Raw genomic sequence first — 25,822 nt, 5'->3', positions numbered from 1 at the left:
ATCAACGTCAATTCAAGCTCGCAGCCATGAATCAACTCGAATCGATGCGAATCTTCGTCAAGGTCGCGGAGTGTCTCAACTTCGGCATCGCCGCGAAACAGCTAGGGATATCCAATTCGGCGGTGACGCGAGGCGTCGGTGCGTTAGAGCACCATCTGAGACTGCGGCTGATCAACAGGACGACGCGCAGCGTCTCGCTCACGCAAGCTGGTCAGAGCTACTTTGAGAGCTGCGCCGAGGTGCTCTCGCAAGTTAAACAGATAGAAGAAAAAGTGCGCGCAGAAGCGGAGTCCGCGGCCGGCCGCGTGAAGATCGCCGTATCCGCGCTCTTCGCGGCAACGGACTTGCCCAGGCTGCTGACCGAGTTCCGCAAGAAGCATCCGCTCATCGCATTCGACGTGACGATCTATGAACAACAGGCGCAGATCTCACCCGAGGATTTCGAATTGTCCTTCATGGTCGAGCGCAAGCTCCGCGATTCATCGCTCGTCTGCAGAACGCTTGGTCGAACGCAGGATGTCATCGTCGCCGCGCCTTGCTATCTGAAGCCTCGCGCGTTGCTGCTCAGTCCGAGAGATTTGCCCAACTACGACATTCTTCTCGATTCCGAATCGTTGATGCGTTACTGGACGTTCAACGACAAGGACGGCGTTCATCGCGTCGCACTCGTACCGACGCTGACCGCCCGGAATACCTGCGCCGTCGTACGGTCGGCGGTCGCCGGTCTGGGCGTAGCGCGGCTGCCTCGAATGCTGATAGAAAGCGAGCTGGAAAGCGGAAAGCTCCTGCCGCTTCTGGAAGATTTCGATCTCGACGGGAAAGACCGAACCATCACCATGCTATATGCCGGCCAGCGTTACGCGACCCAGGCGATTCGATCGCTCGTCGACTTTGCAATCGAGCGGCAGGCTGATATGTCGTTCGTTGCGCGCGGCGCCCCTGCCTGACGACTCGTGCGAATATGCATCAGATCTATTCACAAGCGTAGGCGCTTGCGTTTGCGCCTGCCATTGCATCACGACGGAATGTCCGAGGGACATCGCAGAACGCCGATTTCGACTCGGAACCATACGCTTTGGAGGCCCCGAAGCTTTAATGATTAAAGTTGAGCGCCAGCATCGCCGAGCGGCCAGTTCCCGTATGGCATAGATTGTATAGGCTTGCGAAACGCATCCTCGGTCGAAGATATTATCCACGTTCAGAAATCAGCGAGACGAACACCTACAAAACCTAACGTCATTTCGTGCGGCCGCTTCCAGAGTGCTCCCGCCATTCGAACGACCGTATCGTGCCATGGGTGAGAGTCCGCAAGTGGCCGCCCCCTGTCGGATGACCGGCGTGCGAGCTTCGGCCTTTGCCGTCATTCGAGCATCGGCTTTGGTCGGGCGGCTAACCATCGCTTCCGGCCGTTCGCACGTCAGCCTGTCTCGAATGACGGCCACGCAGTACGCCAATGCGACCTCACGACCCAGAGCGGCCTCCCGCGACCGTAGAATGAAATGTCGCTTCTTGGTTCCACAACAGCCATTCCGGCAATCGCCGACTATGCCTTCGTGAAGACCCGGCGGTATTGTCGATAAGATCCTGTCAATACGATACAGGGACTCGCGTTGGCAGGAATAGGCGCGTCCCTAGTCAGCCGGGGATCCCGAGGGACATGTCCTCACATGCCACTTCAGCCTGCGCGCGCCGGGCTCAAAGCCACTCCGTTTCGAAGCCGCAGGATGTCAGCGGCTCGCAGCCCATCTCTGTCAGCACGACCTGCTGCTCGAGCTTCACGCCCTCTACGCCGTCATTCGCGCCGATATAACTCTCGACACACAGCGTCATGCCCGCTTCGAACTCGCCATCGTAACCGCTGCTGTCCCAGTCCACTTGATGCGCGATGGAGGGATATTCATCGACCATACCGATGCCGTGCGCGACGCAGCTATAGCGATTCTTCAAATATTGCTCGGGAATCTTCCAGGCTTGTTCGGAAAACTCACGGAATGTCATGCCCGGGCGCAGCAAGCCCATATTGAAGTGGATTTGCGAGAATGCGGCGTCGTAGAGCGTGCGTTGCGCATCGGTCGGCCGTGTATGACCGACCGTCCAGGTGCGTGAAATATCCGAGCAGTAACCGTTCGGCCCGACCATGTCGGTATCGAATGCGAGCAGTTCACCTTGTCTGAGCACACGCGGCGAACACTCCTGCATCCACGGATTGGTGCGTTCGCCCGATGCGAGCAGCCGTGTTTCGATCCACTCGCCGCCGTGCCGTATGTTCTCTTCGTGCAGACGCGCCCAGAGGTCCTGTTCCGTCATACCCGGTTCGATATCCCGGCGCATGCGCTCTATCCCTTTCTCGCATACCCGCAGGCTTTCGTTCAGCAGCACAAGTTCATCGGCTGACTTGACCGTGCGCGCCAACTCCATCACGCCCTGTCCTTCGAGGAGCGTCAGCCCGTGACCGACGAGAACGGTGGTGTCCGCAGGATCGAGCTTGTCCACGGCGAGCCGGCGTTCATTCGGCGCGTGCTGGCGCAAGACGTCCAGTATCTCCTGTGCCCAAACTCGCGCGCGGCGTTCGGCGTGCGCTCCGGCGCTGAAGAACGTCCAGCCCACGGCCTGACGCATCTCTACCGGAAGATCGATGCCACGCCAGACGTGCTCGCAATTGTGAAACTCCCAGGCGATCACGGGGCCATCGGCGAACACCATGATGTAGCGTGACGGATTGCGCGCCGTCCATATCTGCATATTCGACGTATCCGTCGCATAGCGGATATTGACCGGGTCGTAGAGCAGGATCGCGGGACACTCGTGGTTACGCAGCGCGTCCCGAACCCGCGACAGGCGGTAGCCGCGCACGCGTTCCTGAGTTGCGTCGTTTCGTTCGAGCATGGAAGTTTAAAGGTCGAGTACGAGGTCCGATGCCGGACGGCTGCAACACAATAGACGCATGCCCTTCTGCACTTCGCGCTCGCGGATTCCACCGTTATGCTTCATCTCCACGCAGCCGTCCAGGAGTTTCGTCTTGCACGTTCCACACACCCCTTGCGCGCACGACGAGGCGATGGCCACGCCCGCCTTCCGGGCAGCCGCGAGCACGGTTTCCGATGCACTCATGGTGAATGTCTTCGATGAGCGCGCGAGCTTCACGGTGAAGGTCTGCTGCGTCGAATCGATAGCATCTGCCGGGGGCGGCGTGGCCGAAGCAATGTCGAAACTCTCCTGGTGATAGCGCGCCGGATCGTGGCCGCCTTCGCGAAGCAGTTCGCGCACCGCTGTCATATAGCCCGCCGGGCCGCATGTGAATACCTCGCGCAGAGCGAAATCAGGCAGCCATGCCGAGAGCCGCGCCAGACTGAGGCGCCCGACCGCGCCGGTCCACTCGGGCTCGTCGCCGATGCCTTCGCATACGAAAAACAGTCGCAGCCGCGGCGAGCGCAGCGCAAGCCGTTGCAGTTCGTCGCGGAACACGATGTCGCCCGGCGTGCGCGCGCTATGCACGAAAGCGATGTCGCGGTTCAGTCCGAGATCCAGGCTCGCGCGCGTCATCGACATGAGCGGCGTGATCCCCGAGCCCGCCGACAGGTACAGCGACTTCGCCGCCGACGCGCGCGTGGCCGTGAACATTCCCGACGGCCCGTATGCCGGCAATGTCATGCCGGGCCGCAGGGTGTCATGCAACCAGTTCGACATGACGCCTCCCGTCACCCGCTTGACGGTGATGGCGACAAGGTAAGGTCGCGTGGGCGGCGAAGAGATCGTGTAGCAGCGTTCGACACGCTGCCCCGCCACCTCCGCCGATACCGTGATGAACTGGCCCGGCTCGAATCGCACGGGCATGGCGTCTTGCGTGCGGAACTCGAAGGTCCTAACGTCGTGTGTTTCATCGGCAACGCGCGCGCACGTCATGAGTTGCCGCTCGTTGCTCGGCCATGATCGCGCACCGCGCTCCCACGTCTCCGCCCGGCTCAGGATATCCTCGTCGAAGATGGATTCGACAGCGTTCATGTGCGCCCCCTTTCAAACGCCGTGAGCGTTGAGGCGCGCCGCGTACCAGCGCGAGAACTGATCGACATACGCTTCCGTGAAACGCGAAAACGTGCCTGGCCGGTACGCCGGGTCCTGCGTGCCCTCGTGCGTGATTTCCACGAGATGCTTGTCTTGCATGTTTGTCGCGACCCAAACTTCGGTCAGCGTCCCGACGTCGTAATCCACGTCTTCGACGGCATCTGCATGAACAAGCCATTTCGAGCGCACCAGCGTTTTGTCCGGTCCGAGCGGAATGATGTAGGTGACGACTGCGTGATCGCTCATGACGTGCGTCCACGAGTTGTGCGTCCACAAATGCACGTCGCCGAGGTCGCGCCGTTCGAGCGTACCGAAGAGCTTCGTGCAGGCGACCTTCGTGTCCATCGTCTGCGATTCGCCTGCCCCGGCGATCACGAGCCGCTGCGTGCGAAACTGCGTCACGGCGTCCTCGTCCAGCCACTCGACGGCTTGACTAACGAAGCCATCCTGCTCCCAGCTCGTTTGACAACTGGCGTTGCGGACTGAGTAGTCTTTCAGGGCGCTCAGCGATTCATCGCTGAGATTCTCCGGACAAAACCCAAAATCTTCCGGCAGAAACGATGCCGTCAGTTCCGGGTGCGTGGCCTGACAGTGATAGCACTCGCGATTGTTTTCAATCACGAGCTTCCAGTTACCCTCTTCGACGATCTCCTGTTCGAAGGCGATCTTCGTGTTCCTGAGGTCGTAGGATGCGAAGCGCGGCGTCATCGTCGCGTCGAGCCTTGCGATATCCTCGGGCGCGTGCTCATCGAGACACACGAAGATATGCGTGCCGACGATGCGCGTTTGCACGGGAATCAGGCTGCGGCACGTCGGATCAAAATCGCGGCCCATGTGCGCGGCGTGGCGAAGGCTGCCGTTCAGGTCGTAGGTCCATTGATGGTATGGACACACGAGCAAGCCGACGGTGGACTTGCCCACTTCTTTCAGGCGCGCGCCGCGATGCCGGCAGACATTGCGCCAGGTGCGGATGGTGTCGTCGTCGTCGCGCACGATGATGATCGAGGCGCGGCCGATATCGACGGTCGACACATCACCTGGCTCCGGCACGTCTGCCGTCACGCCGACGAGAATCCAGTGCTTATGGAAGAACACGCTCACATCCGTGTCGAAAACATCCTGACGTCCGAACAGTTCGCCCGGCATGCCGTGTCCGGGCTCCCGACCTCGAATGAGTTCACCGTGGGTTCGCAACTGCACGTCGGCCATCATCGTTCTCCAGAGGTCAATGGCTTGGAACTTCCTGTGTTCCCGCCTTGAAGCAAGTATTGGATTGCCGAAAACGAGCGTCAACGCGCTTTATGTTCGCGCTGGAATGACTTTGGGTTATGCGAGCGTAGCGGCTGCTGCGAGGACTTCAGGCGCCGAGCATGTCCTGCCGCAGCCCGTCGATCAGCACTTCGATGGCAGGCGTGATCGTGCGCCCGTGCGGCACGACAAGGTAATAGGAATCGCTCGTTTTGAACGATGCCAGCGGCAGCCGCACGAGTTCACCCGCGCCGATGAGGTCGTGCAGGAGCCGCCCCCAGCCGAGCGCGATGCCCTGCCCGTAACGGCTCGCCTGAATGGCATCGGTGTACAGCGTGCAGCGCAGCGCGAAGTTCAGGCGCACCGGGCGAGTTCCAACCGTACGGAACCACTCGTCCCAGGTCATCCAGCCCTCGGATGTGGAATCGGATTCGATGAGCGGCGCGGTGGCGAGCGCGTCGAGCGTCGCGGGTGCTGCGTGCGCTTCGAGCCAGCCGGGCGAGCAGACTGGAAACACTTCCTCGTCGAACAGCAACGTCGAAGACCCGTCGGGCCACGAGCCGTTGCCGAAGCGCACGGCGGCGTCGATCTCCTTGTGCCGCAGATCGGCGGTGAACATCTGCGTGGACAGGCGAAGCTGTAGATCCGGTTTCGCCGCTCTCAATGCCGGAAGTCGCGGCAAGAGACGAAGCTGCGAAAATGCGGAGGTCGCCGCGAGCACGAGCTCCGGCTGCGCAGGCCCGCTTGCCAGCCGATCGAACACGCCAGCGATTTTCTGCATCGATTCGGCAACGACGAGATAAAGCGCCTCACCTTCGTCCGTCAGCGCAATCGAGCGGTGCAGCCGATGGAACAGTCGCACGCCGAGGCGGTCTTCGAGATACTTGACCTGTCGGCTGACGGCGGCCTGCGTCACGCCGAGCTCGTGCGCCGCCCGCGTGAAGCTCGCGAGCCGCGCGACTGCCTCAAACTCGACGAGCGCCGTCACGGAGGGAATGAGGCGCCGGTACCCTTTGACGGCCGGCGAAGCGGCTTTCATTGCGCTCGCATCTACAGCGTCGATTCGGCGTTCGTGACGACGAGCACCGTGCAGCCCTCGCGTGAATGCGACCAGTGCGACGTGCCCGCCGGGTACGTGACGGCCTGCCGCGGCGAGAAGTCCGTGCCGTCCTGATCGGTGTAGATGCCGTCCATGACGAACAGCAACTCGGTCGATGCATGCGTGTGAAACAGCGACTTGGCGCCCGCGTCGAGCCGCATCCAGTAGCTGGTCCATGCGCCGCTTTCATCGTCGACGATCGGGATGATCCAGAAGCCTGGATGCCGCGTTCCTTCGATCAGCATAGGCGCCCACGCATGTTCCTCGATGGTGTGAAGCCGGCGGCCGGCGTTAGCTTCATGGATCGCGATGTCTTTGTGCGTCATATGCGTCGTGTCTGTTGCAAGGAGGGTGGAATTTCACGAGAGCACACGTTCTTCTGCGTCTTCGCGCCAGCTCGCCATCATGTCCTTGACCTCGCTGACGAGCCACGTCCTGAACAGCTTGTATTCGGGCCGCTCCACTGCGTTTTTATGCGTAATGAGATAGTGGTAGCGATCGCGAAACACGAGGCTTTCTTCGACCGGACGCACGAGCAGACCCTGCTGCACTTGCCGATGCACGAGATGATGCCATCCGAGCAGCGTGCCCTCGCCTGCCTCGGCTTGCGATACGAGCAGCCGGTAATCATTGCTCTCCAGATGATCCGTCTCGATGAGCCGCTCGCCCGATTCGCTCTGCTGAAACCAGTTGCGCCACACGCGCCAGTCGACGTGTTCGCATACTTGCGTGCGGCCCAGTGGCGATAAATTCAGTGTGGGATGAACGAGCAAGTCCAGCGCGGATAACTTCTTGCCGCGATACGTTTCATCGAGAAACTGCTTGCTGCAGACGGGATACACCACATCATGAAACAAGCGTTCAACTTCGTATTCGGCCTCGCGCGGCGGGTTCTTCGTGATGATGATATCCGGGTCGATCAGCCTGTCGAACTCCATAAAGTGATCGGTGACGATCACATGCAGCTTCACATCGGGGAACTGTTTCCTGAACGCCTGCAGTCTCGGCGCGAGCCAGAGCGCCGAGAAAGTGTGCGACACGCAGATCGTCAGCGCGGCGCGGCCCGCTCGCCGCACCGTCTCCACCGTCTCCGCAATGTTCATGATCGACAGATACGATGCGTTGTAGAGCAGACGCCCCGCCTTCGTGAGTGCGATATGCTTGCCGGAGCGATCGAACAGCGCCACTTCGAGAGAGTCTTCGAGTTCTTTTATTTGTTTGCTGATGGCGGCCTGAGTGACGCACAACACTTCGGCCGCTTGCGTGAAGTTCTCATAGCGCGCCGCGGTCACGAAGCATTTGAGGGCGCGCAGCGAAGGCATTTGCGCGAGCAACCGGTCGGTGAAGATCTGCTTCTTCTGCATGGTCTGGAACCTCTTGTCGCGCAGCGAGCGCAGTGGCTCTGGAAAGGTGCCGATCCATTCGGCGCCTCGAATATATTACCGCGCGCTTTTATTAATGGGTAATCGACTCCCTGGCCCGCGCTTCGACGCGCGCGCCATTGAAAAAACGCTGCCGCCCCCGTTTCACAGCCCGTTCTTGAGTCGCTTCTCGACGGCGTCCATCGCGCTTTCGACCTGATCGAAAAATCCTTCGGATTGGAGCTTGTCATGCATGAGTTCGTTGATGCCGCCCTCGGTCGTGCACTGCCTTGCCAGTTCGGTGAAAGAGTCGTCACTGATTTGAGCCAGCTTTGCCAGTCCCGAGTAATAGCCCGCGAGAAAGGTTCGCGCGCCATCGTAGGGAACGCCTCTTTGGGCCAGCCACTTCGCCTGTGCCTCGACGAAGCTGTAGTAAGTCGACATCGTGGCGGTCGCCACGGAAAACAGATCGAATTGCGACTCCTCGGTGACCTGAACCGTTGCGCCGATTGCGTCGAATATCTCGGTCGCTTGTGCGTTGCGAGGATAGATCACCGTGCTGCCGCTTCCATGCGCCGTCGCTGGCAAGGGAATGGCACGCACGATGGATACGCGCTCGCCGATGCAACGCTTCAAACGCTCGATTGTCATGCCCGCAACGAAACTGATGACGATTTGATCCGCACGAAACCTGAGCGCCTTCAGCACCTCTTCAGCAACATCGGGCACGACCGCAATGCACACGACATTGCTGGCATCCACCACCTGTTGATTCGATTCACCCACGCGCACGCGATCGTCGAGTTGCGCCAGTTGCGCGGCCACTTCGGCATTACGCGGCGAGAGCCATATGTCGTGCTTCGCGTCGCCATGACAAAGGCCCGTGACCACCGCGCGCGTGATGCTGCCTGATCCAATGAATCCAATTCGCATAGCTTTTCTTCGTCCTTTTGGCTGCTGCGTCCAGACCGGCGATCAGTCTTCGAGCTTGATCCACGTCGTCTTGAGTTCGCAGTATTGATCATGTGCGTAGACCGACTTGTCGCGCCCGCCGAATCCTGATTGCTTGAAGCCGCCGAACGGCGTCGACAGGTCGCCCTCGCCGAAGCAATTGACCGTGACCGTGCCCGCACGAATTCGCGACGCGATCTTGTGCGCGTGGTTGAGGTTGTCGGTCCATAGCGACGCCGAGAGGCCATAGCACGTATCGTTGGCGATACGGACGGCGTCTTCAACATCGTCGTATTCGATGATGCAGAGCACCGGCCCGAACACTTCCTCGCGTGCGATGCTCATCTCGGGCGTGACGTTGTCGAAGATGGTCGGCTCGACGAACCAGCCACCCGATTCCGTCCGCACGGCCTTACCTCCGCACACGAGATTCGCGCCTTCCTTCCTGGCCTTGTCGATATGCGAAAGCACCTTGTCGTAATGGGCGGATTCGATGAGCGCGCCGAGCTTCACATCGGGATTGAGAGGATCGCCGGTCTTCCAGCCGTCGAGCACCGCGAGCACCTTGTCCAGCAACTCGGCCTTCTTGCTCGATGCGACGATCATTCGCGAGCCCGCGCTGCAGTTCTCGCCCATGTTCCAGAACGCGGCGGCGACTGCATTCTCCGCGACGGGATCGAGATTCGCGACATCGGGCAAGACGACTTGCGGATTCTTGCCGCCGCATTCGAGCACGACGCGCTTCAGATTCGAATCAGCCGAATAGCGCAGGAAGCGCTTGCCCGTCTCGGTGGAACCCGTGAACGCGACGAGATCGACATCGGGATGAAGACCCAGCGCCTGACCCGCGCCTTCGCCGAAGCCCGTGACCACGTTGAACACGCCTGCGGGCAGTCCGGCTTCAGCGGCGAGATCCGCGATTCGCAGCGTGGACAGCGACGTCTGCTCCGCTGGCTTGATGATCACGCTGTTGCCAACCGACAGCGCCGGGCCGATCTTCCAGGCGAGCATCAGCGCGGGAAAATTCCACGGCAGCACGCCCGCCACGACGCCAATAGGCTCGCGCGTGATCATGCTCACCACGCCCGCACCCGAGGGCGAGAGAGCGTCGTAACGCTTGTCGGTCACTTCGGCATGCCAGCGGATGCACGCGGCGGATTCGGGAATGTCCAGCCCCATGCATTCGCTGACGGGCTTGCCCGCTTCGAGCGCTTCGAGCAGCGCAAGCTCTTCCGCATTTTCATCGATGAGTTGCGCGAGCCGCAGCAACACGGCTTTTCGATGCGCCGGGGCGGCCTTCGACCATACGCCGCTTTCGAATGCATCGCGTGCCGCGATCACCGCGCGGTCCACATCGGCCTCTTCGCATCGGGCGATCTTCGCCAGCACTTTGCCCGTGGCGGGATTCAGCGTATCGAACGTCGCCTCGGATGCAGCCGCGCATCGGCGACCGCTGATGAATGCGCGGCCATCGAGCGATGCGTTCGCGGCCATCTGTTTCCAATCTTCATACGTGCTCATGTTTGACCTCGCGAAATCAAAGTTCGGCGCCTGCCGAGAGTTCCTTGAACCAGATGGCTGTCGAGACAGCGATGTCTGAAATCGGCCGGCCCGGAAGCGGACGCGGCCTCGGATGCTTCAATAGCTGTTGCACGAGTTCGTTTGATTGCCCGAGCGCGTATTCGGCGATCAGCTTTCCGGACGCGGAGCCACGGCTGAGTCCGAGTCCGTTGCAGCCGATCGACTGGAAGACGCCGTCTTCACGCTTGCCGAAAAGCGATCCGCTATTCGCCGACAGACACAACGCGCCGCCCCACGTGTATTCGAAATCGACATCCTTCAGCATCGGAAAGCGGCGGTCGAAAGATCGCTGGTGCATCGCCTTCGCCTTGCTTATATCAAGTTCCGAAATAGTGACACCCGGCCGGAAAGCGAAGTGGTTGCGCACACAGATTCGATCGGTGATGAGCCTGCGCACCGTCGACCCGACCGGGTCCGCAGGAATCAGCGCCCACGACGACAGACCGCCGAGACGGGCGACTTCATCGGGATTCATCACCCGCGTCATCGACGCGAATGTGTACACGGGAAGCAGCCCGTTGGCGTCCTTTCCAAATCTTGCGGCGTATGAGTTGGTACAGAGGATCACCTGCTTCGCGACGATTCGCCCTTCAGCGAAGGTCAGCGTTTTCACGCCCGCGCCGGATTCGATGCCCCTCACGGCGCTCAACTCGAACACCTTCACGTTCTCGGGCAGTGAGGCGGCGAGTCCGCGCATCAGCGCGGCGGGCTGCACCGTGCTGCATCCCGGCGTGCGGATTGCGCCTTGATAGAAGTCGCTGCCCGTCACCTCGTGAATCGCCGCTTCATCGAGCCGTTCGAACGCTTCACCGATGGTTTCCAGCCCCTTTGCAAAGTGCTCGAGCGCGGCCTTGCCTCGCCGGTTGACGGCCGCGTGATACTTGCCGTCGTCGCGCCAGTCGCAATCGATCTTGTGTTCGATGACCACGGACCGGACATAGTCGATCCCATGACGTTGCAAGCGGATATCGGCTTTGTCGGCGTCCACGCTGCGCGAATAGCTTTCGCTGCTGATATCGTGCGGAAGATCGACGAAGAAACCGGAGTTGCGTCCGGCCGTTCCGCGTCCGATCCGGTCGGCCTCCACCAGTGCAATCGACGCATCAGGACTGAGCTCCGCCAGACGCCGGGCCGCGCACAGCCCCGTAATGCCTCCACCGATGACAACCCAATCGAAACGAAAGTTCGACGCGACTTTCACCGCATCGGCGGCCGGAGGAAGGCTCTCCCACCAACCATTCACACCATCGGGAGTCGGTAAGCGCCCGAAGTCCAGTTTGGAACTCATACGATTGGCGATCTACTGTGCGTTACGCAGCAAGGGTTGAACAACGGAAGCGAACGCCTTCCGCTCTTCGTCCGTCAGCGTGCCGAGCGGCGCGCGCGCGTTGCCGACGGGCACGCCCGCCAGCTCGCAGCCGTATCGCACGTATTGAATGAATTTGCCGCTGCGCTCCAGTAATTCGAGCACCGGCAGCAGTTCGCTCATCAATTGCCGGCCCTTGACAAAGTCGCCCTGCGTGCATGCTTCCAGCAATGCGACGTGCGACTCGGGGATAAAATTCGCCGCCGCGCCGACCCAGCTCCTTGCGCCCCATGCAAAGAACTCGAGCGCCTGATCGTCCATGCCGCAGCTCAACACGAGCCGATCCTTGAAGTGAGTCGCCAGATGATGCAGATGCCCGATATCGCCGGTGCTCTCTTTCATCGCCTGAAAGTTCGGGCGTTCCAGCAGTTTTTCCAGCACCACATCGCTGATTTCGGTGCCCGTTCGCGCGGGGAAGTTGTAGAGCATAACGGGAAGATCGACGGCGTCGTCGACCTTCAGGAAGTGAGCGAGAAGCTCTTCTTGCGTCGGCTGCGCGTAGTATGGCGTGGCCATCAGCAGCGCCGACATACCCGCTTGCTTCGCGGCAAGACCAAGGTGAATGACGTCCTTCGTCGTCGTCGCATTGATGCCGGCCGAGAGGACCGTCTTGCCGCCTACTGCATCGACTACTGTGCGATAAGTCTTGATGCGCTCATCCAGCGTCAGCGCATAGTATTCGCCGGTCGTGCCGCCGACACCAAGGCCGCTCAGACGGCCCACTAATCCTTTGGCATGCTTTGCAAGCAGCGCGTGATCGATTTCGCCGTCCGCGGTGAACGGCGTGACGAGCGGTGCGTGAACTCCTTCGAAGCTGACCATTGTGTTCTCTCTCGATTCGGTTATGAGGTTTGAATTGCAGGCAATGAGCGATTGAGTTTCAGACGAGCGCGTCGGCGGGCGAGTAGATCGGAAACTGGCTGCACAGATCGCGAACACGGCTGCGCACCGAACGCTCGACAGCATCGCTGCCCTGCGGATCGCTCGTGAGCGCGTTCAGCACCTCCAGGATCATCTCGCCGACCAGTCGGAATTCCTTCTTGCGGAAGCCGCGCGTCGTGCCCGCCGGCGTGCCGAGACGGATGCCGGATGTCACCGTGGGGTTCTCCGTATCGAACGGAATGCCGTTCCTGTTGCAGGTGATGCCGGCGCGTTCGAGCGCCTTCTCCGCTTGCGTGCCGGTCAGACCCTTCGTGCGAAGATCGACGAGCAACAGATGGTTATCGGTCCCGCCCGTGACGAGGCGCACGCCGCCCGCGCTCAGCACATCGCCGAGTGCGGCCGCGTTCTTCAACACCTGATCGATGTACGCCCTGAACTCCGGCCGCAACGCTTCGCCGAAACCCACCGCCTTGCCCGCGATGACGTGCATCAACGGGCCGCCTTGCAAGCCGGGAAACACCGCCGAGTTAATCTTCCTGGCGATGTCGCCGTTGTTCGTCAGCACGAAACCGCCACGCGGGCCTCTAAGCGTCTTGTGCGTCGTCGACGTGACCACGTCCGCGAAGTGGACCGGATTCTCGTGACGCCCCGCCGCGACGATGCCCGCGATGTGCGCCATGTCGACCATCAGCAACGCGCCTACGCTATCCGCGATCTCGCGGAACTTCGCGAAATCCAGCGCCCTCGGATAAGCCGAATAGCCAGCGATAATCATCTTCGGACGATGCTCTTCGGCCAGGCGCCGCACCTGCTCGAAATCGATGCGGTAGGTGTCGGCGCTCACGCCGTATTGCACCGCGTTGAACCACTTGCCCGACAACGCGGGAGGCGCGCCGTGCGTGAGGTGGCCGCCCGCGTCGAGCGCCATGCCCATCACCGTGTCGCCGGGTTTGAGCAGCGCGAGCATCACTGCGCCGTTGGCCTGGGCGCCCGAATGGGGCTGCACGTTCGCGAATTCGGCGTCGAAGAGCGCCTTGACGCGATCGATGGCCAGCGATTCGATCCGGTCGACGTGATCGCACCCGCCGTAATAGCGCCGCGACGGATAGCCTTCGGCGTACTTGTTGGTCAGGGCGGTGCCCTGCGCCTGCATGACCGCGGCCGAGACGATGTTCTCCGACGCGATCAGTTCGATCTGGGTCTGCTGGCGGCGCAGTTCCAGCGTGATTTCCGACGCGATGACCGGGTCCCGGTCCTGTAGCGTCTCCCCGAAAAAATGTGCTGTTTGGTTCATTTATGCGACTCCGACAACTTTCTGATGAGACACAAGGCTGAACGTTTTGACAGCGCTTTCTTCCGTCACGCGACACGGCGAGAAAGCGCCCGCGACTCTCACTGCTCGAGCCACGCCTTGACCTTCTCGGGATGCGCATCGACGAACTTCTTCGCGGCGCCCGGCCAATCGTTCGTGGTGTTGCCCTCGTACTCGATGGCTTCCACATCCGCGAGCGTCAGCTTGAAGTGATGGAAGAAGACATCGGCGCGGGGGAATTTCGTCGCGAACTGCTTGGATGCAAATCCGTGCACTTGCTCTTCGCCACCGAGCGCGCCCTTCGGGTCCTTCAGATAGCGCATCTTCCATTTCTGCCACAGCCAATGCGGGCTCCAGACCGTCGTCACGACCCAGTTCTTCGACTGATAAGCGCGCGAGATGGAGGCGAGCATCCCTGCTTCACTCGATGACTGCAGCGTGTAGCCGGACAGGTTGTATTCCTTGATGGCCTTCTCCGATGCCTGCATCAGACCACCGCCCGGCTCGATGCCCTGAATGGTGCCGTTGAGCTTGCTCTTGACCTCGGGCTTGTTCAGATCGGGGATCGACCCGAGTTCGCTTTCGGGGATGTAATCCGGCACTGCCCAGCCGTTCTTGCCGCCGGTATAGATGATCCCGGTGTCCGCCATGTCGTTCTTGTAACGCGTGTAGTACGCGGCGTGTGTCACCGGCAGCCATCCGCCGACCATGATGTCGAGATCGCCGCGCGCGACGCCCTGATACTGAATGCCGATATCGGCCTGCACGAACTTGACGGGCTGTTGCAGTTTCGTCTCGAGCACGTACTTGGCGACGTTCGCCACCGCGAGAACGTCGGCCCAATTCGTCACGGCGATCTTGATGGGCTCCGCCGCTCCCGCCGATACCGCCGTCATGCCGAACGTCACCACCAATGCGGTCTTGGCCAATAATCCGTTGATAAAGCTGCCCGCCATTTTGCACTCCTTTATAGTTCGTACAGTCGTATGATCGCGTGGGTATTCGTATGGTCCTGCCGTGCTGCTTAGGTCTGCGCAGCGCCGGTCGCGCCTTGCTTCAAGGACTTCGCCGACTTGCGCGGCTTCTTCTTCGACTTGACGCCGAAGCTCTCGGTCAGGCGGTCCAGCACGATGGCCAACAGCACCACACCCAGGCCGCCCTCGAAGCCGATGCCGATATCGAGGCGCTGAATGCCGCTCAGCACGTACTCACCGAGACCGCCCGCGCCGATCATCGATGCGACGACGACCATCGACAGCGCCATCATGATGGTCTGGTTCACACCGGCCATGATCGACGGCAACGCGTTCGGAAGCTGAATTTTCCACAGCAACTGCGCATCGGTACTGCCGAACGCGCGGCCCGCTTCGAGCAGTTCTTCGCGCACCTGCTTGATGCCGAGCGTCGTCAGGCGCACCACGGGCGGCATCGCAAAGACGATTGTGGCAATCACAGCGGGCACCCGTCCAAGACCGAAGAGAATGACCGCCGGAATCAGATACACGAAGGCCGGCATCGTCTGCATGAAGTCGAGCAGCGAACGCAGGACCACTTCGACGCGCCGGTTGCGCGCGCCCCATATCCCCATGGGCACGCCAATGACGAGGCTAAAGAACGTGGCCGCGATGACGAGCGCCAGTGTGGATACCGTCTGCGCCCACAGTCCCATATAGTTGATGACGTACAGCGCCACGCCGACGAAGGCCGCGAACACCACACCACGGCGCCACAGCGCGAGCGCCATAAGAATTACGAGCATGGCGATGAACGGCACCGCGGCCAGTCCATCTTCGAACAGCTTCACGAACGCGCCGAGGACCGAAGAAAAGGCATCGAAGCCGCCGCGAAAGTGCTGAAACAGAAAGTTGACGAGGTCTTCCGCGAACTTCCCGAAAATCGATGATGACGAGTTCATGCTGCTCTCCGCTCCAACACTTGCCTGAGGATGGTCCTGCAAGAAACGACGCCGGCGAGCTTGCCGTCACCGTCGACGACGGGGACGTCATACTCGCGGCCCAGCGCGACTGTTGCTAGTTCATGCAGGTCGGCTTCGGATTGCACTGCGTGCAGGTCGGGATGCAACGCATCGCGCACGGTGCGGTTGCCCGCCTTGTGCAAGCGGTCGAGCGTCACGCAGCCGACGAAGCGGCCCGCTTCGTCGCAGACGTATCCGCAATCGACGTTCGAATCGATCATGTCGTTGAGGTAACGCTCCGCCGATGCGCCCACGTCGCACGCGAACACGCCCTTCTCCGGCCTCTCCATCAAACTGGAAGCGGTCAGGAAGCGGGAGACGTCCACGTTGCGGAAGAAGTCGCGCACGTAATCGTCGACGGGTGTCTGGATGAGCTCGGCGGGCGTGCCGACCTGAATGAGGCGGCCGTCCTTCATGATGCCGATGCGGCCGCCGATCTTGATGGCCTCTTCGATATCGTGCGAAATGAACACGATCGTGCGCTGCTCTTCCTTCTGCAAGCGCAGCAGCTCGTTCTGCATCTCGAAGCGGATCAGCGGATCGAGCGCCGAGAACGCCTCGTCCATCAGAAGCACCGATGGATTGACGGCAAGCGCGCGCGCAAGACCCACGCGCTGCTGCATGCCGCCGGAGAGTTCGCTCGGCAGCAACTTCTCATATGAGCCGAGGCCCACGCGCTGGAGCGCCGCTCGCGCGGTCTCATAACGTTCGGCCTTCTTGAGGCCCGATACTTCGAGCCCGTAAGCGATGTTGTCGAGCACAGTGCGATTGGGCAGCAGCGCGAACGACTGAAACACCATCGACATCTTCTGGCGCCGCACTTCGCGCAGTTCCACCGTGGACATCGGTGCGATGTCACGGCCTTCGAGAATGACGCTGCCGGACGTCGGCTCGATCAGGCGGTTCAGCAGGCGCACCAGCGTCGACTTGCCCGATCCCGACAGTCCCATGATGACGAAGATCTCTCCGGCTCGAACGCTGAGGCTCACGTCGTCGACCGCGACCATGTTGGCGGTGACTTCAAAAATCTCATTGCGTCCGCGGCCCTGCCGCATCATCTCGAGCGCACGTTCGGGCTTCGGTCCGAAGATCTTCGAAAGATTCCTGACTTGCAGAATCTCCGCGCCGACAGCGACGCCAGCGTCTTCACTGGCAGCGGCGGCCGTGTCCTGCGGAACACTAACGTGCGCCATGTGCTCCGGCGCAAGGGTCAAGTTGGGTGTCATCTTTTGTTCCGACTGATAGTCTACGAGTCCGGTAGCCACTGTCCGGCGCGGCGCGCATCGAGCGCGTCGCGTGGCGGCGCTGTCCGGCTGTGTGCGTTGCCACCAAATGGCGGTAATCGTCTAATGCGGCGCATGCGAATCGCACAGCGTTTTTTATCGCCCTCGAATCAAGACATCTGATTCGCAAGTGCTTGTCATCGGTTCGTCCATGCACGGGTCAAAGCGTATCAAGTCAAATCCGGACGGCCACTAACATTTCCTTGGCCATATGCCCTACTTTTGGTAATGCTGCTTTCGAGGGAATCAGTGCACAGAGACGCACCACGTTAGCGCCGAACGGCGCCTAGTGTTACGCAGCGGGGCTTTGGTGCACGCGGGAACCGCTTCCTTTCATCGATTCGGGCAGCCGACGTTTCGACGCGCGAACGACGGACCTAGGGAATGTCCTTAAGCGGCCGGCTAAGGGATTGTCCTTAGCCGCTTCACGCTGATGGGATGCTTTGCTCGTAGCCCGGCGATGGATGGCGCGAGTGTGACGGTCGGTGAAAGAGGACGCGGGTTCGTTCGCGGGAGGGGACGTAGCCAATCGATACTCTGACGATCCCGCCGGCATAACAAAGCACCGCTTCCCAATGCGTTAAAGGCACTAAGCAACAGAGCTAGCAAGGCGGCAAGTCCGTCTGTTCTAGAGCAGTAGCGGACGTTCCAGTGACCGTGATTTTCCTATCGGCGGACGACTGCTCGTGGCCGGATAGAGCCTGTGGCAAACGGTCCCCGGAAGTCTGCGAAGAAGAACGAAGAAAAAGCCCACCGCCCGAGAACAGGAACGTTGAGTCGAAGCGCCGCGTGTCGCCCGGCAACCGACAGACCGCCGCGATCCGCTCGCTGTAGCCCGACAACCCGCACGCATACACTCGCCATATTCCTTTCCGCAGTCTTGTAGAACGAGGCCAGCACCAGCGAAGGACTTCTGGCTCTTATGTGGCACAGGTCCTGCATTTGAAGGTCCACGGAAAGCTCCTTCAATTCGATTTCGCTTTCCGGAAACATCCTCCGGAGAACTGCAATGACGACACTTGTAATCAAGGATCTGCCCAAGAGCGAAGAGATGGACAGCAAGGCGATGGCTAAGGTGGCCGGCGGCATCATCGGCGGGTGCACAGAGCTGAACCCAACGAACGTGAACACCATGATCCAGTCGATCGCGTCGCAGTTGCGAGATATCGGGCACGGTGCGAGATGCTATTAAGCTGACAGCCCCCTCGCGGTGCGAAAAACGGTTCTTCGTTGTTCGCGGCGAAGGGCCGTATCAGACGTATTGGTGCCGCTCGAATGGCGACAATCTCGGACGACAGATGACCGCGTGTGGCCAGTTCCAGTCCAGCGTATGTCAGCCCAGCAATAGCTTCATGCCCGTTTCCGGGCAAAGGGCGGTGGCCTGTGCGGCAAGCTGCTCCGCAAATGAACCTTTGCCCGTCGTGTTATGCAGCCGTGAAAGCCCATACAGGCACTGAGCCTGCAGCGGCAGCATCCCTAACCCCTCGGCGATGGTCAAGGCCGCGCCGTAGTAACCGCGAGCGTCCTGGATTCCGGCCAAGCTATCGGCACCGTTTGAGACCAATTCGCGCAGCAGACACTCGGCCCAGCCTTCATTACCTCGTTCGCCACAGGCTCGCGCAACATCGATGGCGTCACGGGCATGAGCGAGAGCTTCACTGTGCTGACCGGCTAGGTGACATACCCGGCCGCAATTAGAGAGCACGAGCGAGTTACTGAACCTCAAGTTCGTCACCGCCGAGTGTTGAATGGCCTCGTTGATAAGGGGCAATGCATCATCGATGCGGCCAATCGAAGCCAACGCCGCCGCGAGAAAGGAAGCTATCCGGGAAACGTAGATCGGGAACTCGGCGCTCCTGCACCGGGCCAAGGCAGGCTCGAGCGCCTCGACAGCAAGTTCAAAATAACCCTGCACGAGCCGCATCCGGCCGGCGCCCAAACCGGCAAAAATGAGCGCGGGTCAGGCTGACCGCCTCGATGAAAAGCATGCGACAGGCTCCGACCGGCAGTTACAGCACGTAAATATGATCGCGCCGCCCACGCCCGCGCGAATCGAGATCTTTGCGCAGCAAACCACCGCGCGCGCGCACGTGCTTCTCCATTGCCGCGACGCCGACGCTCCGGATCGGATCGATCGCCGCCGACAGCATAGACGGCGGTCGACGCAAAGGGTCGCGGCAGACCATCGGCATCCTGCCCACTCGAAGACACTGGACGAGCTGATAGCCCAAACTCCCGTCTTCGAAGCGCGGCGATTGTGATTGGCTGCGACGCCGACGTTGTCAGCCAAAGATGAAAACGCTTTGTAAGAATGACGAAGATTGTCCGTTCATCCGGATAGCGAAGCAATCCGAACGTGCGTGCATCGCCCTACGCAAGGCTACCGATTCATCTGCTGAAAGTAGCTTCTACCTGCGCATCCCCGCCGAAAGAAGCAATCGCCACAAATACTTCTTTCTAGTCAGGATTCCTTTACTAAACTCGTTATGCCCTCCTTCGCGGGATGGTCTCCGGAGGCTGCCCGTGGCTGAGAGTGGACCTGCAACGAAGTCCGACAAGACGCATCCGCCCTTTCGGGAGACGCTGCTTCGCGCCATCAGCGCGTGCGTGATCGGAGCACTCGTCGCGATCGTCATTCCGAACATCTTCGGCGAGGAGTTCGCCACCCGAAAGGCGGCGCGGGTCGTCGCTCCGTTCGTGGGCGCGTTCTACAAGCCCGATGTGCGCAACGACGACATCACGGTCGTGCTCGTCGACGACAAAGCCATCGACGAAAGTCAGGAGAGCTGGCCGCCTTCATACGACTTCTACGCCAAGATCGTGAGCGACGTCGGGCAATACCGGCCTAGCGCCATCTTCGTCGACCTGATCTTTTCGTCCGTGCGCAAGGACGCGAGCGTGACTGGGCTACAACACGTCCTCAAGAAAATGCAGGGCGAACACATTCCCGTCTTTCTCGCCGCCGGGCTCGACGACAAGCGACAGCTTTTCGTTCGCGAGGGACTGGAAGGACTCGCCACCAAGGTCGCCGTCGAATACGATCCCGATGAACTCGACCACGTCGTATGGACCTATCCGATGATCGCGCGCAATTCGAAACATGCGCGCAGCGCGGCGCTCGCTATCTACGAGGACGCGCCGCATCACCGCGTCGAAGACCCGAAGGAGGAACTCGCGATCACATGGGGTCTATATCCCGTGCGCGACGGCATCGAATGGACGGTCCTCAACGGCAACGGACGGCGCGAAGCCGCGCACAAGGACAACGATGGCGAGAACGGTCACTATCCCGATCCCGCCTCCGACGTGTTCAGGGAAAACTACGATCTGTATTGCAACGAGAGCCAGCAAACAGCGCCGCTCGTCGTCGGCGCCGTGTGGCACGCGCTCGTTGCGAAACATGGCAAGCCGGTCTGCGTTTTTCATCACACGCTCTATGCGCGTGAAATGAGCTATCCGAGCCAGTCGCAAAGCGATCGCCTGCAGTGGCTGCTCAAGGACAAGGTCGTGATGATCGGCAGCGCATATGGCTATTCGAACGATGTGGTCGTGTCGCCGATCCAGGATCGCGTGCCTGGCGTGTACTTGCACGCAATGGCGCTCGACAATCTGATCACGCGCGGCCCCGACTATACGAAGGCCATCGAACTTCACGAACTCGAGGCCGACGGACCGCACGCGCGCGCGCTGCTGCTGCTCGTCATCGGCGGTTTGTGCGTGCTGCTGCTCGCTCTGTTCAAAGAGCGCGTGATCGAGCCGATGAAGGAACGCTACCGGGACGCGCAGCAATTCGAGCGCGTCGAGATCGACGAAACGATCGTCGCGACCACGCGCGCGCCGGATTCCGACGATTCCGCCAGCGAACAGCGCGTGACCTTGCAGTTGCACGCCGAAGTGGTGAAACAGCGGCCCAGGCGCAAGATCGGGCGCTTCTTCGCAAGGGTGGCCGAAGGCTTCTTTCTGACGCGGCTGAAGGCGCTGGAAGTGCTGCTGTCAGTCGTGATGATCTGCGTGCTGTTATACCTCGGGCACTGGGTATTGAACGTCCCCTATCTGACGATCGTGCACGTCACGCTGTTCGCGCTCGTGGCCGAGTGGTTCGAATGGAACAAGAAGCTCATCGACTGGTATCTCGGAGAGAAGGAGAAGGCATGAACATCAATCCGATCTCGCGTCGTGTCGCTGTTGCGCTGCTCGCGCTCGCCGCCACCGCCGCCGCACCCGCGCATGCGGAAGGCACGGACATCGTCGCGGCGAGTCAGTCGGAAGTGCAGCTGTACAAAGGGCCGTCGATAGCGGATGCGGGCGCGAAGATACCGGCGAAGGACTTCCCGTGGAAGGTCATGCAGAAATCGAAAGGCTTCTACGAAATCAAGACCGCGACCGGCTCCGCCTGGGTCAATTCGATGGACGTGCGCACCGCTCCAGCCGCGGCCGTCGTGTGCAGCACCCCGCCCGCCATTGCACATGTGGCGGGCTCACGAAATGCAGGCTCGGCAAGGTGCAACTGATCATGGTCACGCGCGCGTTGAAAATTGTCTCCGCCGTGGCGTGCGGCCTGATGGCATCGGCCTGCTCTGATACAAGACTGCCAACCAGCATCGCGGATCTGATGCCTGGCGCGAAGAAGGACGCAACGATGCAGACCGCTGGACAGATACCGCCGCCGGTGCAGCGCGACTGGCCATCGGTGACGGAAGACCTCAACAACAATCGCGCGGACGGCTGGGGTCTCATCGCCATGCCCGAGATGGAGCGCTATCTGAACGGCCTGCTCGCCAAGATCAAACGCACGGCGGGCGTGCCGGATTACCCAGGCACCGTGCACATAACCGCGGACACGGCGCTCGCGGCGTCGTCATCGGCGGCAGGCAACATCTACATCTCGCAGTACTGGATTTCGGTCGTCGAAAGCGAAGATGAAATCTTCGCGGTGCTCGCGCATGAATTCGGTCACGTCTATCTGAATCACTATGCCGCGAACAATGTCAAGACCGCGGGTGAAGCGGGCGCTGCGCTGACGACACTCGCCTGGACGTATGCCAACAAGCGCGCAAGCGCCACGCAATGGTCGGGCGTGGACAATATCTTCGTCGTGCAGGCGCTCGGCACGCGAGCGCTTTTTCCCGCATGGGAGCGGACACAGGAGGAACAGGCCGATCTCTTCGGCGCGACCATCAGTTTGAAAAACGGCTATTCGTATCCCGAGGGCTTCAAGACATTCCTCGAACGCATCGGAGCCTACGACAAGCAGGCGAAGGAACGGCAAAAGCAACTCCGGGCGATGCAGACCGCAGCCGACCGCGATAAAAGCGTGAAGGACGCCAGCGCTCAGTCGATCAAGCTGCCGTCGTTCGGCGGCGCGCTGCCTTCGATGGGTTCGCAGGCAGGCACGATCAACGCGCTGGCCGATGCGCTCTCTGCCGGCACGAACAAGGAAATCGACGTGAAAGGAACGATGGGCGGCGCCGCGTTCGATACGCAGCATCTGATCGAGGATCAGGTGGGCACGGCCGTCGAAGCGCTGCAGGAAACGCACGGCGACGCCGCCGAACGCGAAGCCGATTTGCGCAAGGCGGTAGAACCGCTGCTCGGCACCGATATGCCCGACGCCCGTGTGCAGCCGTGGACGAACGCTCGAAAGCAGGGCTCGACGCCGACGATTCTCGCGCATTACGCGCTCGTGCCCAAGGCGCAGGATCTGCAGGCGCAGCGCCGCTATGCGGAAGCGGCATCGATCGTGCAGACCATCGCATCGGGTCCGACCGCCAACGACGGCTTGCCGCTCTACATGCTCGCCAACTTGTCTAACCTGTCCGCGCCCGGGCGTCCGGATGCGACCATCGCGATTCTGCGGCGCAACCAGAGCGCGCGCGAACGCTCATGGCAAGTGCAGGTAAATCTCGCAACGCGCATGGTGGCGGCGCACGACAAGCCTGGCGCACAAACGCTGATGCAGCAGCAGTTCGACGCCTTCAGCCGCGCCCCGCTCCCGTGGGTGTCCATGATCTCGTTCTATCGGCAAAACGGCGACACCAAGACCGCAAAAGACATGGCGACGAACTGCGCGGTCGCGCACCCCGACTACCGTGTGCCCTGTCAAACGGCGGCGCAGACGCCCGCCGAAAGCAAGACCGCCGACAAGAGCAGCGGCATGGGCCACATCCACGAGATACTCGACAAGTGGATCGGTACGAGCACGAGCAAGTGATGCCGGGTTCGGGCGGCACGCATGTGCCGGTACGTCCGCCCCCAAACTATTGCGGAGACAGTTCGGCGCCTGCCGATGTCCTGCGCAGAAGCGCCCGCCGGGAACCGGTCAAGGACAATTGAAGCCGTCCGGTCCAAGGCCGCAGCCCTCTCCACGTAAAGATCACATCGAACCCACGCGTCATGCACAATATCGCCATCTAGGAACGCGGAGAATGGCTCGTGGGCGTCAACTTCGACCTCAACGACTTGCAGGCATTCAGGGCCGTGGTGGAATGCGGAAGCTTTCGCAAGGCAGCCGAGGTCGTGAACATCTCGCAGCCGGCGTTGAGCCGCCGGATCGACAAGCTCGAGGAAGCGCTCGGCGTACGTCTCTTCGAGCGCACCACGCGCAGCGTGACGCTCACGACAGTCGGACGCGCATTCGCACCGAGCGCCGAGCAGCTACTGGACGATCTCGATGCCGCCCTGCTCGGCATCCGCGATATTTCATCGAGCCGCCTGGGGCATGTGACCATCGCGTGTGTGCCCTCAGTGGCCTACTACTTCTTGCCGAGCGCGGTGGCGAGCTTCCATCGCCGTTTTCCGCGCATCAGGGTGAAATTGCTCGATGCGAGCGCGAACGAAGTGCTGTCCGCCGTCATCAGCGGCGAGGCCGACTTCGGCGTCAGCTTCATGGGAAGCCAGGAGTCCGAGGTCGACTTCAAGGTGGTGCTGCAGGAGCAGTTCGTCGCGGCTTGCCGCCGTGACCATCCGCTCGCGCGCAAGAAGCGCGTGACGTGGGACGAGCTCTACGAACACGAATACGTTTCGGTGGACAAGACATCGGGCAACCGTCTATTGCTCGATCAGGCGCTTTCGGCCGTGTCGCCGCGCGCGCCGAGCGTCTGCGAAACGCGTCACGTCACGACCATGCTCGGTCTCGTCGAAGCGGGCCTCGGCGTGGCCGCGGTGCCGTCGATGGCAATGCCGGGACGCAACCATCATGTCCTCACGAGCGTGCTGCTGGTCGATCCTGTCGTGAAGCGGCGAATAGGCATCGTGAGACGCCGCGGACGCACGCTGACGCCCGCCGCGCAGGAGTTTCATCGAACGATTCTCGACATGAAACGCGACGTGAAGGGCAGCACCGCATCGGCCGATAATGTACGGCCGAGCAGGAAGACCGCGTCGTGAAGATGGCGAGAACGCTCCGTCTGCTCTACGTGCAGGTCGTGCTGGGCATGTTGCTCGGCATCGCGCTCGGGCACTTCTGGCCGCAGGCGGGCGCGCTCCTCAAGCCAGTCAGCGACGGCTTCGTCGGCCTCGTGAGGATGATGATCACGCCGATCGTATTCTGCACGATCGTCTCCGGCATCACGTCGGTTGCAAGCGGAAAGGCGATCGGGCGCGCGATCTTTCGGGCATTGGGTCTCTTCTACTTCCTGACTGCCGTGGCGCTCGCGCTGGGGCTGGTCACCGCCTTTCTGATGCGGCCCGGCGCGGGGATGCATATCGACGCCCGAAGTCTCGATACGACGATCCTCGCGCAGTACGTGAAGCAGGCGCATCCGGATGGCCTCGTCGCGTTCGCGCTGAACGTCATCCCCGAAACGATGCTCGGCGCCTTCGAAAAGGGCGAAGTGCTGCCGGTTCTGCTGCTCTCGCTGCTCTTCGGCTTCGCGCTGAATCTGTATCCCGCTGCGGGCAGGCCCGTGCTCGTGTTCATCGACGGCATCGCGCAGACGCTGTTCCGCATTCTCGCGATGATCATGCGGCTCGCGCCGCTCGGCGCATTCGGCGCGATGGCTTTCACCGTCGGCCGTTTCGGGATTCACTCGGTCGGCTCGCTCGGCATGCTGATGGTGTCGTTCTATGTCGCATGCCTGCTGTTCGTTGCGCTCGTCCTCGCGCCGCTCGCGCGCTGGCACGGCTTCGCGCTGTGGCGGCTCTTGCGCTATCTGCGCGAGGAGTTGCTGATCGTCCTGGCGACCTCATCGACGGAACCGGTGTTGCCGCGCCTCATCACGAAGCTGGAAGCGCTCGGCTGCGACAAGGGTGTCGTCGGTCTCGTGCTGCCTGCGGGCTATTCGTTCAATCTCGACGGCACCGCAATATATCTGACGCTCGCGTCGATGTTCATCGCGCAGGCATGCGACGTTCAACTGTCCGCGTCGCAGATCGCGATGATGCTCGCGGTCATGCTGCTCACGTCGAAGGGCGCGGCGGGCGTATCGGGCAGCGGCCTCGTGGCGCTCGTCGCGACGCTGACCGTGATCCCCGATCTGCCCGTCGCGGGCGTGGCGCTGCTCGTGGGCATCGACCGCTTCATGTCCGAGGCGCGCGCCCTCACGAGCGTCATCAGCAACGCCTGCGCGGTGATCTTCGTGTCGATGTGGGAAGGCGCGTGCGATCGCGCGCGTCTCGCGCACATGCTGCGCGCGTCAGCGCCGAGTGATATCGACGATGCAGCGGACCACGCGAGCAATGCATCGAGAAGTTGACGACGAACG

General features: G+C 61.3%; 23 protein-coding genes. 7 read left to right on the top strand and 16 right to left on the bottom strand.

The window, feature by feature from the left end:
• Nucleotides 1-26 precede the first annotated feature (26 nt).
• On the top strand, nucleotides 27-947 hold the full coding sequence (locus AWB77_RS09000; protein WP_061134049.1) for a LysR family transcriptional regulator: 921 nt from the start codon (nucleotides 27-29) through the stop codon (nucleotides 945-947).
• Nucleotides 948-1,695: 748 nt separating this feature from the next.
• Here the strand turns inward: AWB77_RS09000 and AWB77_RS08995 are convergent.
• The 14 genes from AWB77_RS08995 to AWB77_RS08930 all read right to left on the bottom strand — a co-directional run bounded on the left by AWB77_RS08995 (nucleotide 1,696) and on the right by AWB77_RS08930 (nucleotide 17,063).
• The gene (locus tag AWB77_RS08995) at nucleotides 1,696-2,886 is read right to left on the bottom strand and encodes a M24 family metallopeptidase (RefSeq protein WP_061134048.1); all 1,191 of its coding nucleotides are present in this window, start codon (nucleotides 2,884-2,886) and stop codon (nucleotides 1,696-1,698) included.
• A gap of 6 nt (nucleotides 2,887-2,892) precedes the next feature.
• A complete protein-coding gene (locus AWB77_RS08990) occupies nucleotides 2,893-4,002 on the bottom strand; it encodes an FAD-binding oxidoreductase (protein WP_061134047.1) in 1,110 nt (369 codons plus the stop codon).
• A gap of 12 nt (nucleotides 4,003-4,014) precedes the next feature.
• Nucleotides 4,015-5,271: an aromatic ring-hydroxylating oxygenase subunit alpha gene (locus tag AWB77_RS08985; RefSeq protein ID WP_061134046.1), complete on the bottom strand. Its 1,257-nt coding sequence runs from the start codon at nucleotides 5,269-5,271 to the stop codon at nucleotides 4,015-4,017.
• 148 nt (nucleotides 5,272-5,419) lie between these two features.
• On the bottom strand, nucleotides 5,420-6,349 hold the full coding sequence (locus tag AWB77_RS08980) for a LysR substrate-binding domain-containing protein (protein ID WP_061134045.1): 930 nt from the start codon (nucleotides 6,347-6,349) through the stop codon (nucleotides 5,420-5,422).
• Between the two features lie 11 nt (nucleotides 6,350-6,360).
• On the bottom strand, nucleotides 6,361-6,735 hold the full coding sequence (locus AWB77_RS08975; protein ID WP_061134044.1) for a cupin domain-containing protein: 375 nt from the start codon (nucleotides 6,733-6,735) through the stop codon (nucleotides 6,361-6,363).
• 33 nt (nucleotides 6,736-6,768) lie between these two features.
• Nucleotides 6,769-7,773 (bottom strand): LysR substrate-binding domain-containing protein, encoded by a 1,005-nt coding sequence (locus tag AWB77_RS08970; protein WP_061134043.1) that lies wholly within the window; start codon nucleotides 7,771-7,773, stop codon nucleotides 6,769-6,771.
• 162 nt (nucleotides 7,774-7,935) lie between these two features.
• Nucleotides 7,936-8,703, bottom strand: coding sequence for a pyrroline-5-carboxylate reductase (locus AWB77_RS08965; protein ID WP_061134042.1), 768 nt, complete (start codon nucleotides 8,701-8,703; stop codon nucleotides 7,936-7,938).
• Between the two features lie 42 nt (nucleotides 8,704-8,745).
• The gene (locus tag AWB77_RS08960) at nucleotides 8,746-10,242 is read right to left on the bottom strand and encodes an aldehyde dehydrogenase (RefSeq protein WP_061134041.1); all 1,497 of its coding nucleotides are present in this window, start codon (nucleotides 10,240-10,242) and stop codon (nucleotides 8,746-8,748) included.
• Nucleotides 10,243-10,258: 16 nt separating this feature from the next.
• Complete coding sequence (locus AWB77_RS08955; RefSeq protein WP_061134040.1) at nucleotides 10,259-11,590, bottom strand: NAD(P)/FAD-dependent oxidoreductase; 1,332 nt, start codon at nucleotides 11,588-11,590, stop codon at nucleotides 10,259-10,261.
• Nucleotides 11,591-11,602: 12 nt separating this feature from the next.
• Nucleotides 11,603-12,490, bottom strand: a complete 888-nt coding sequence (locus tag AWB77_RS08950) for a dihydrodipicolinate synthase family protein (RefSeq protein ID WP_061134039.1) — start codon at nucleotides 12,488-12,490, stop codon at nucleotides 11,603-11,605.
• A gap of 58 nt (nucleotides 12,491-12,548) precedes the next feature.
• Complete coding sequence (glyA, locus tag AWB77_RS08945; protein WP_061134038.1) at nucleotides 12,549-13,844, bottom strand: serine hydroxymethyltransferase; 1,296 nt, start codon at nucleotides 13,842-13,844, stop codon at nucleotides 12,549-12,551.
• A 98-nt stretch (nucleotides 13,845-13,942) separates the two neighbouring features.
• Nucleotides 13,943-14,818: a glycine betaine ABC transporter substrate-binding protein gene (locus tag AWB77_RS08940; RefSeq protein WP_061134037.1), complete on the bottom strand. Its 876-nt coding sequence runs from the start codon at nucleotides 14,816-14,818 to the stop codon at nucleotides 13,943-13,945.
• A gap of 68 nt (nucleotides 14,819-14,886) precedes the next feature.
• Nucleotides 14,887-15,777, bottom strand: coding sequence for an ABC transporter permease (locus AWB77_RS08935; RefSeq protein WP_061134036.1), 891 nt, complete (start codon nucleotides 15,775-15,777; stop codon nucleotides 14,887-14,889).
• The gene (locus AWB77_RS08930; protein ID WP_061134035.1) at nucleotides 15,774-17,063 is read right to left on the bottom strand and encodes a quaternary amine ABC transporter ATP-binding protein; all 1,290 of its coding nucleotides are present in this window, start codon (nucleotides 17,061-17,063) and stop codon (nucleotides 15,774-15,776) included. The genes AWB77_RS08935 and AWB77_RS08930 overlap by 4 nt, the downstream gene beginning before the upstream one ends.
• Before the next feature lie 1,066 nt (nucleotides 17,064-18,129).
• Here AWB77_RS08930 and AWB77_RS08925 point away from each other — a divergent pair.
• Complete coding sequence (locus tag AWB77_RS08925; protein ID WP_061134034.1) at nucleotides 18,130-18,312, top strand: hypothetical protein; 183 nt, start codon at nucleotides 18,130-18,132, stop codon at nucleotides 18,310-18,312.
• 141 nt (nucleotides 18,313-18,453) lie between these two features.
• Here AWB77_RS08925 and AWB77_RS08920 read toward each other — a convergent pair whose 3' ends face one another.
• Nucleotides 18,454-19,044, bottom strand: a complete 591-nt coding sequence (locus AWB77_RS08920) for a tetratricopeptide repeat protein (protein WP_061134033.1) — start codon at nucleotides 19,042-19,044, stop codon at nucleotides 18,454-18,456.
• A gap of 85 nt (nucleotides 19,045-19,129) precedes the next feature.
• Complete coding sequence (locus tag AWB77_RS35690) at nucleotides 19,130-19,270, bottom strand: hypothetical protein (RefSeq protein WP_157694782.1); 141 nt, start codon at nucleotides 19,268-19,270, stop codon at nucleotides 19,130-19,132.
• A gap of 373 nt (nucleotides 19,271-19,643) precedes the next feature.
• Between AWB77_RS35690 and AWB77_RS08915 the strand changes: the two genes are divergently transcribed.
• The 5 genes from AWB77_RS08915 (at nucleotide 19,644) to dctA (ending at nucleotide 25,813) form a co-directional block, all read left to right on the top strand.
• Nucleotides 19,644-21,275 carry a CHASE2 domain-containing protein gene (locus tag AWB77_RS08915; protein WP_061134032.1) on the top strand — a complete coding sequence of 544 codons (1,632 nt, stop codon included), beginning with the start codon at nucleotides 19,644-19,646 and terminating at the stop codon, nucleotides 21,273-21,275.
• Nucleotides 21,272-21,631 carry a hypothetical protein gene (locus AWB77_RS08910; RefSeq protein ID WP_061134031.1) on the top strand — a complete coding sequence of 120 codons (360 nt, stop codon included), beginning with the start codon at nucleotides 21,272-21,274 and terminating at the stop codon, nucleotides 21,629-21,631. The genes AWB77_RS08915 and AWB77_RS08910 overlap by 4 nt, the downstream gene beginning before the upstream one ends.
• A 128-nt stretch (nucleotides 21,632-21,759) precedes the next feature.
• Nucleotides 21,760-23,331, top strand: a complete 1,572-nt coding sequence (locus AWB77_RS08905) for a M48 family metalloprotease (protein WP_157694781.1) — start codon at nucleotides 21,760-21,762, stop codon at nucleotides 23,329-23,331.
• A gap of 221 nt (nucleotides 23,332-23,552) precedes the next feature.
• On the top strand, nucleotides 23,553-24,506 hold the full coding sequence (locus AWB77_RS08900; protein ID WP_061134029.1) for a LysR family transcriptional regulator: 954 nt from the start codon (nucleotides 23,553-23,555) through the stop codon (nucleotides 24,504-24,506).
• A 2-nt stretch (nucleotides 24,507-24,508) separates the two neighbouring features.
• On the top strand, nucleotides 24,509-25,813 hold the full coding sequence (dctA, locus tag AWB77_RS08895) for a C4-dicarboxylate transporter DctA (protein WP_374728680.1): 1,305 nt from the start codon (nucleotides 24,509-24,511) through the stop codon (nucleotides 25,811-25,813).
• Nucleotides 25,814-25,822: the final 9 nt, after the last annotated feature.

Source organism: Caballeronia fortuita (assembly GCF_001544835.2).
Taxonomy (GTDB): Bacteria; Pseudomonadota; Gammaproteobacteria; order Burkholderiales; family Burkholderiaceae; genus Caballeronia; species Caballeronia fortuita.
The sequence above is the reverse complement of the archived record's forward strand: the minus strand, read 5'-3'. Positions and strand labels throughout refer to the sequence as shown.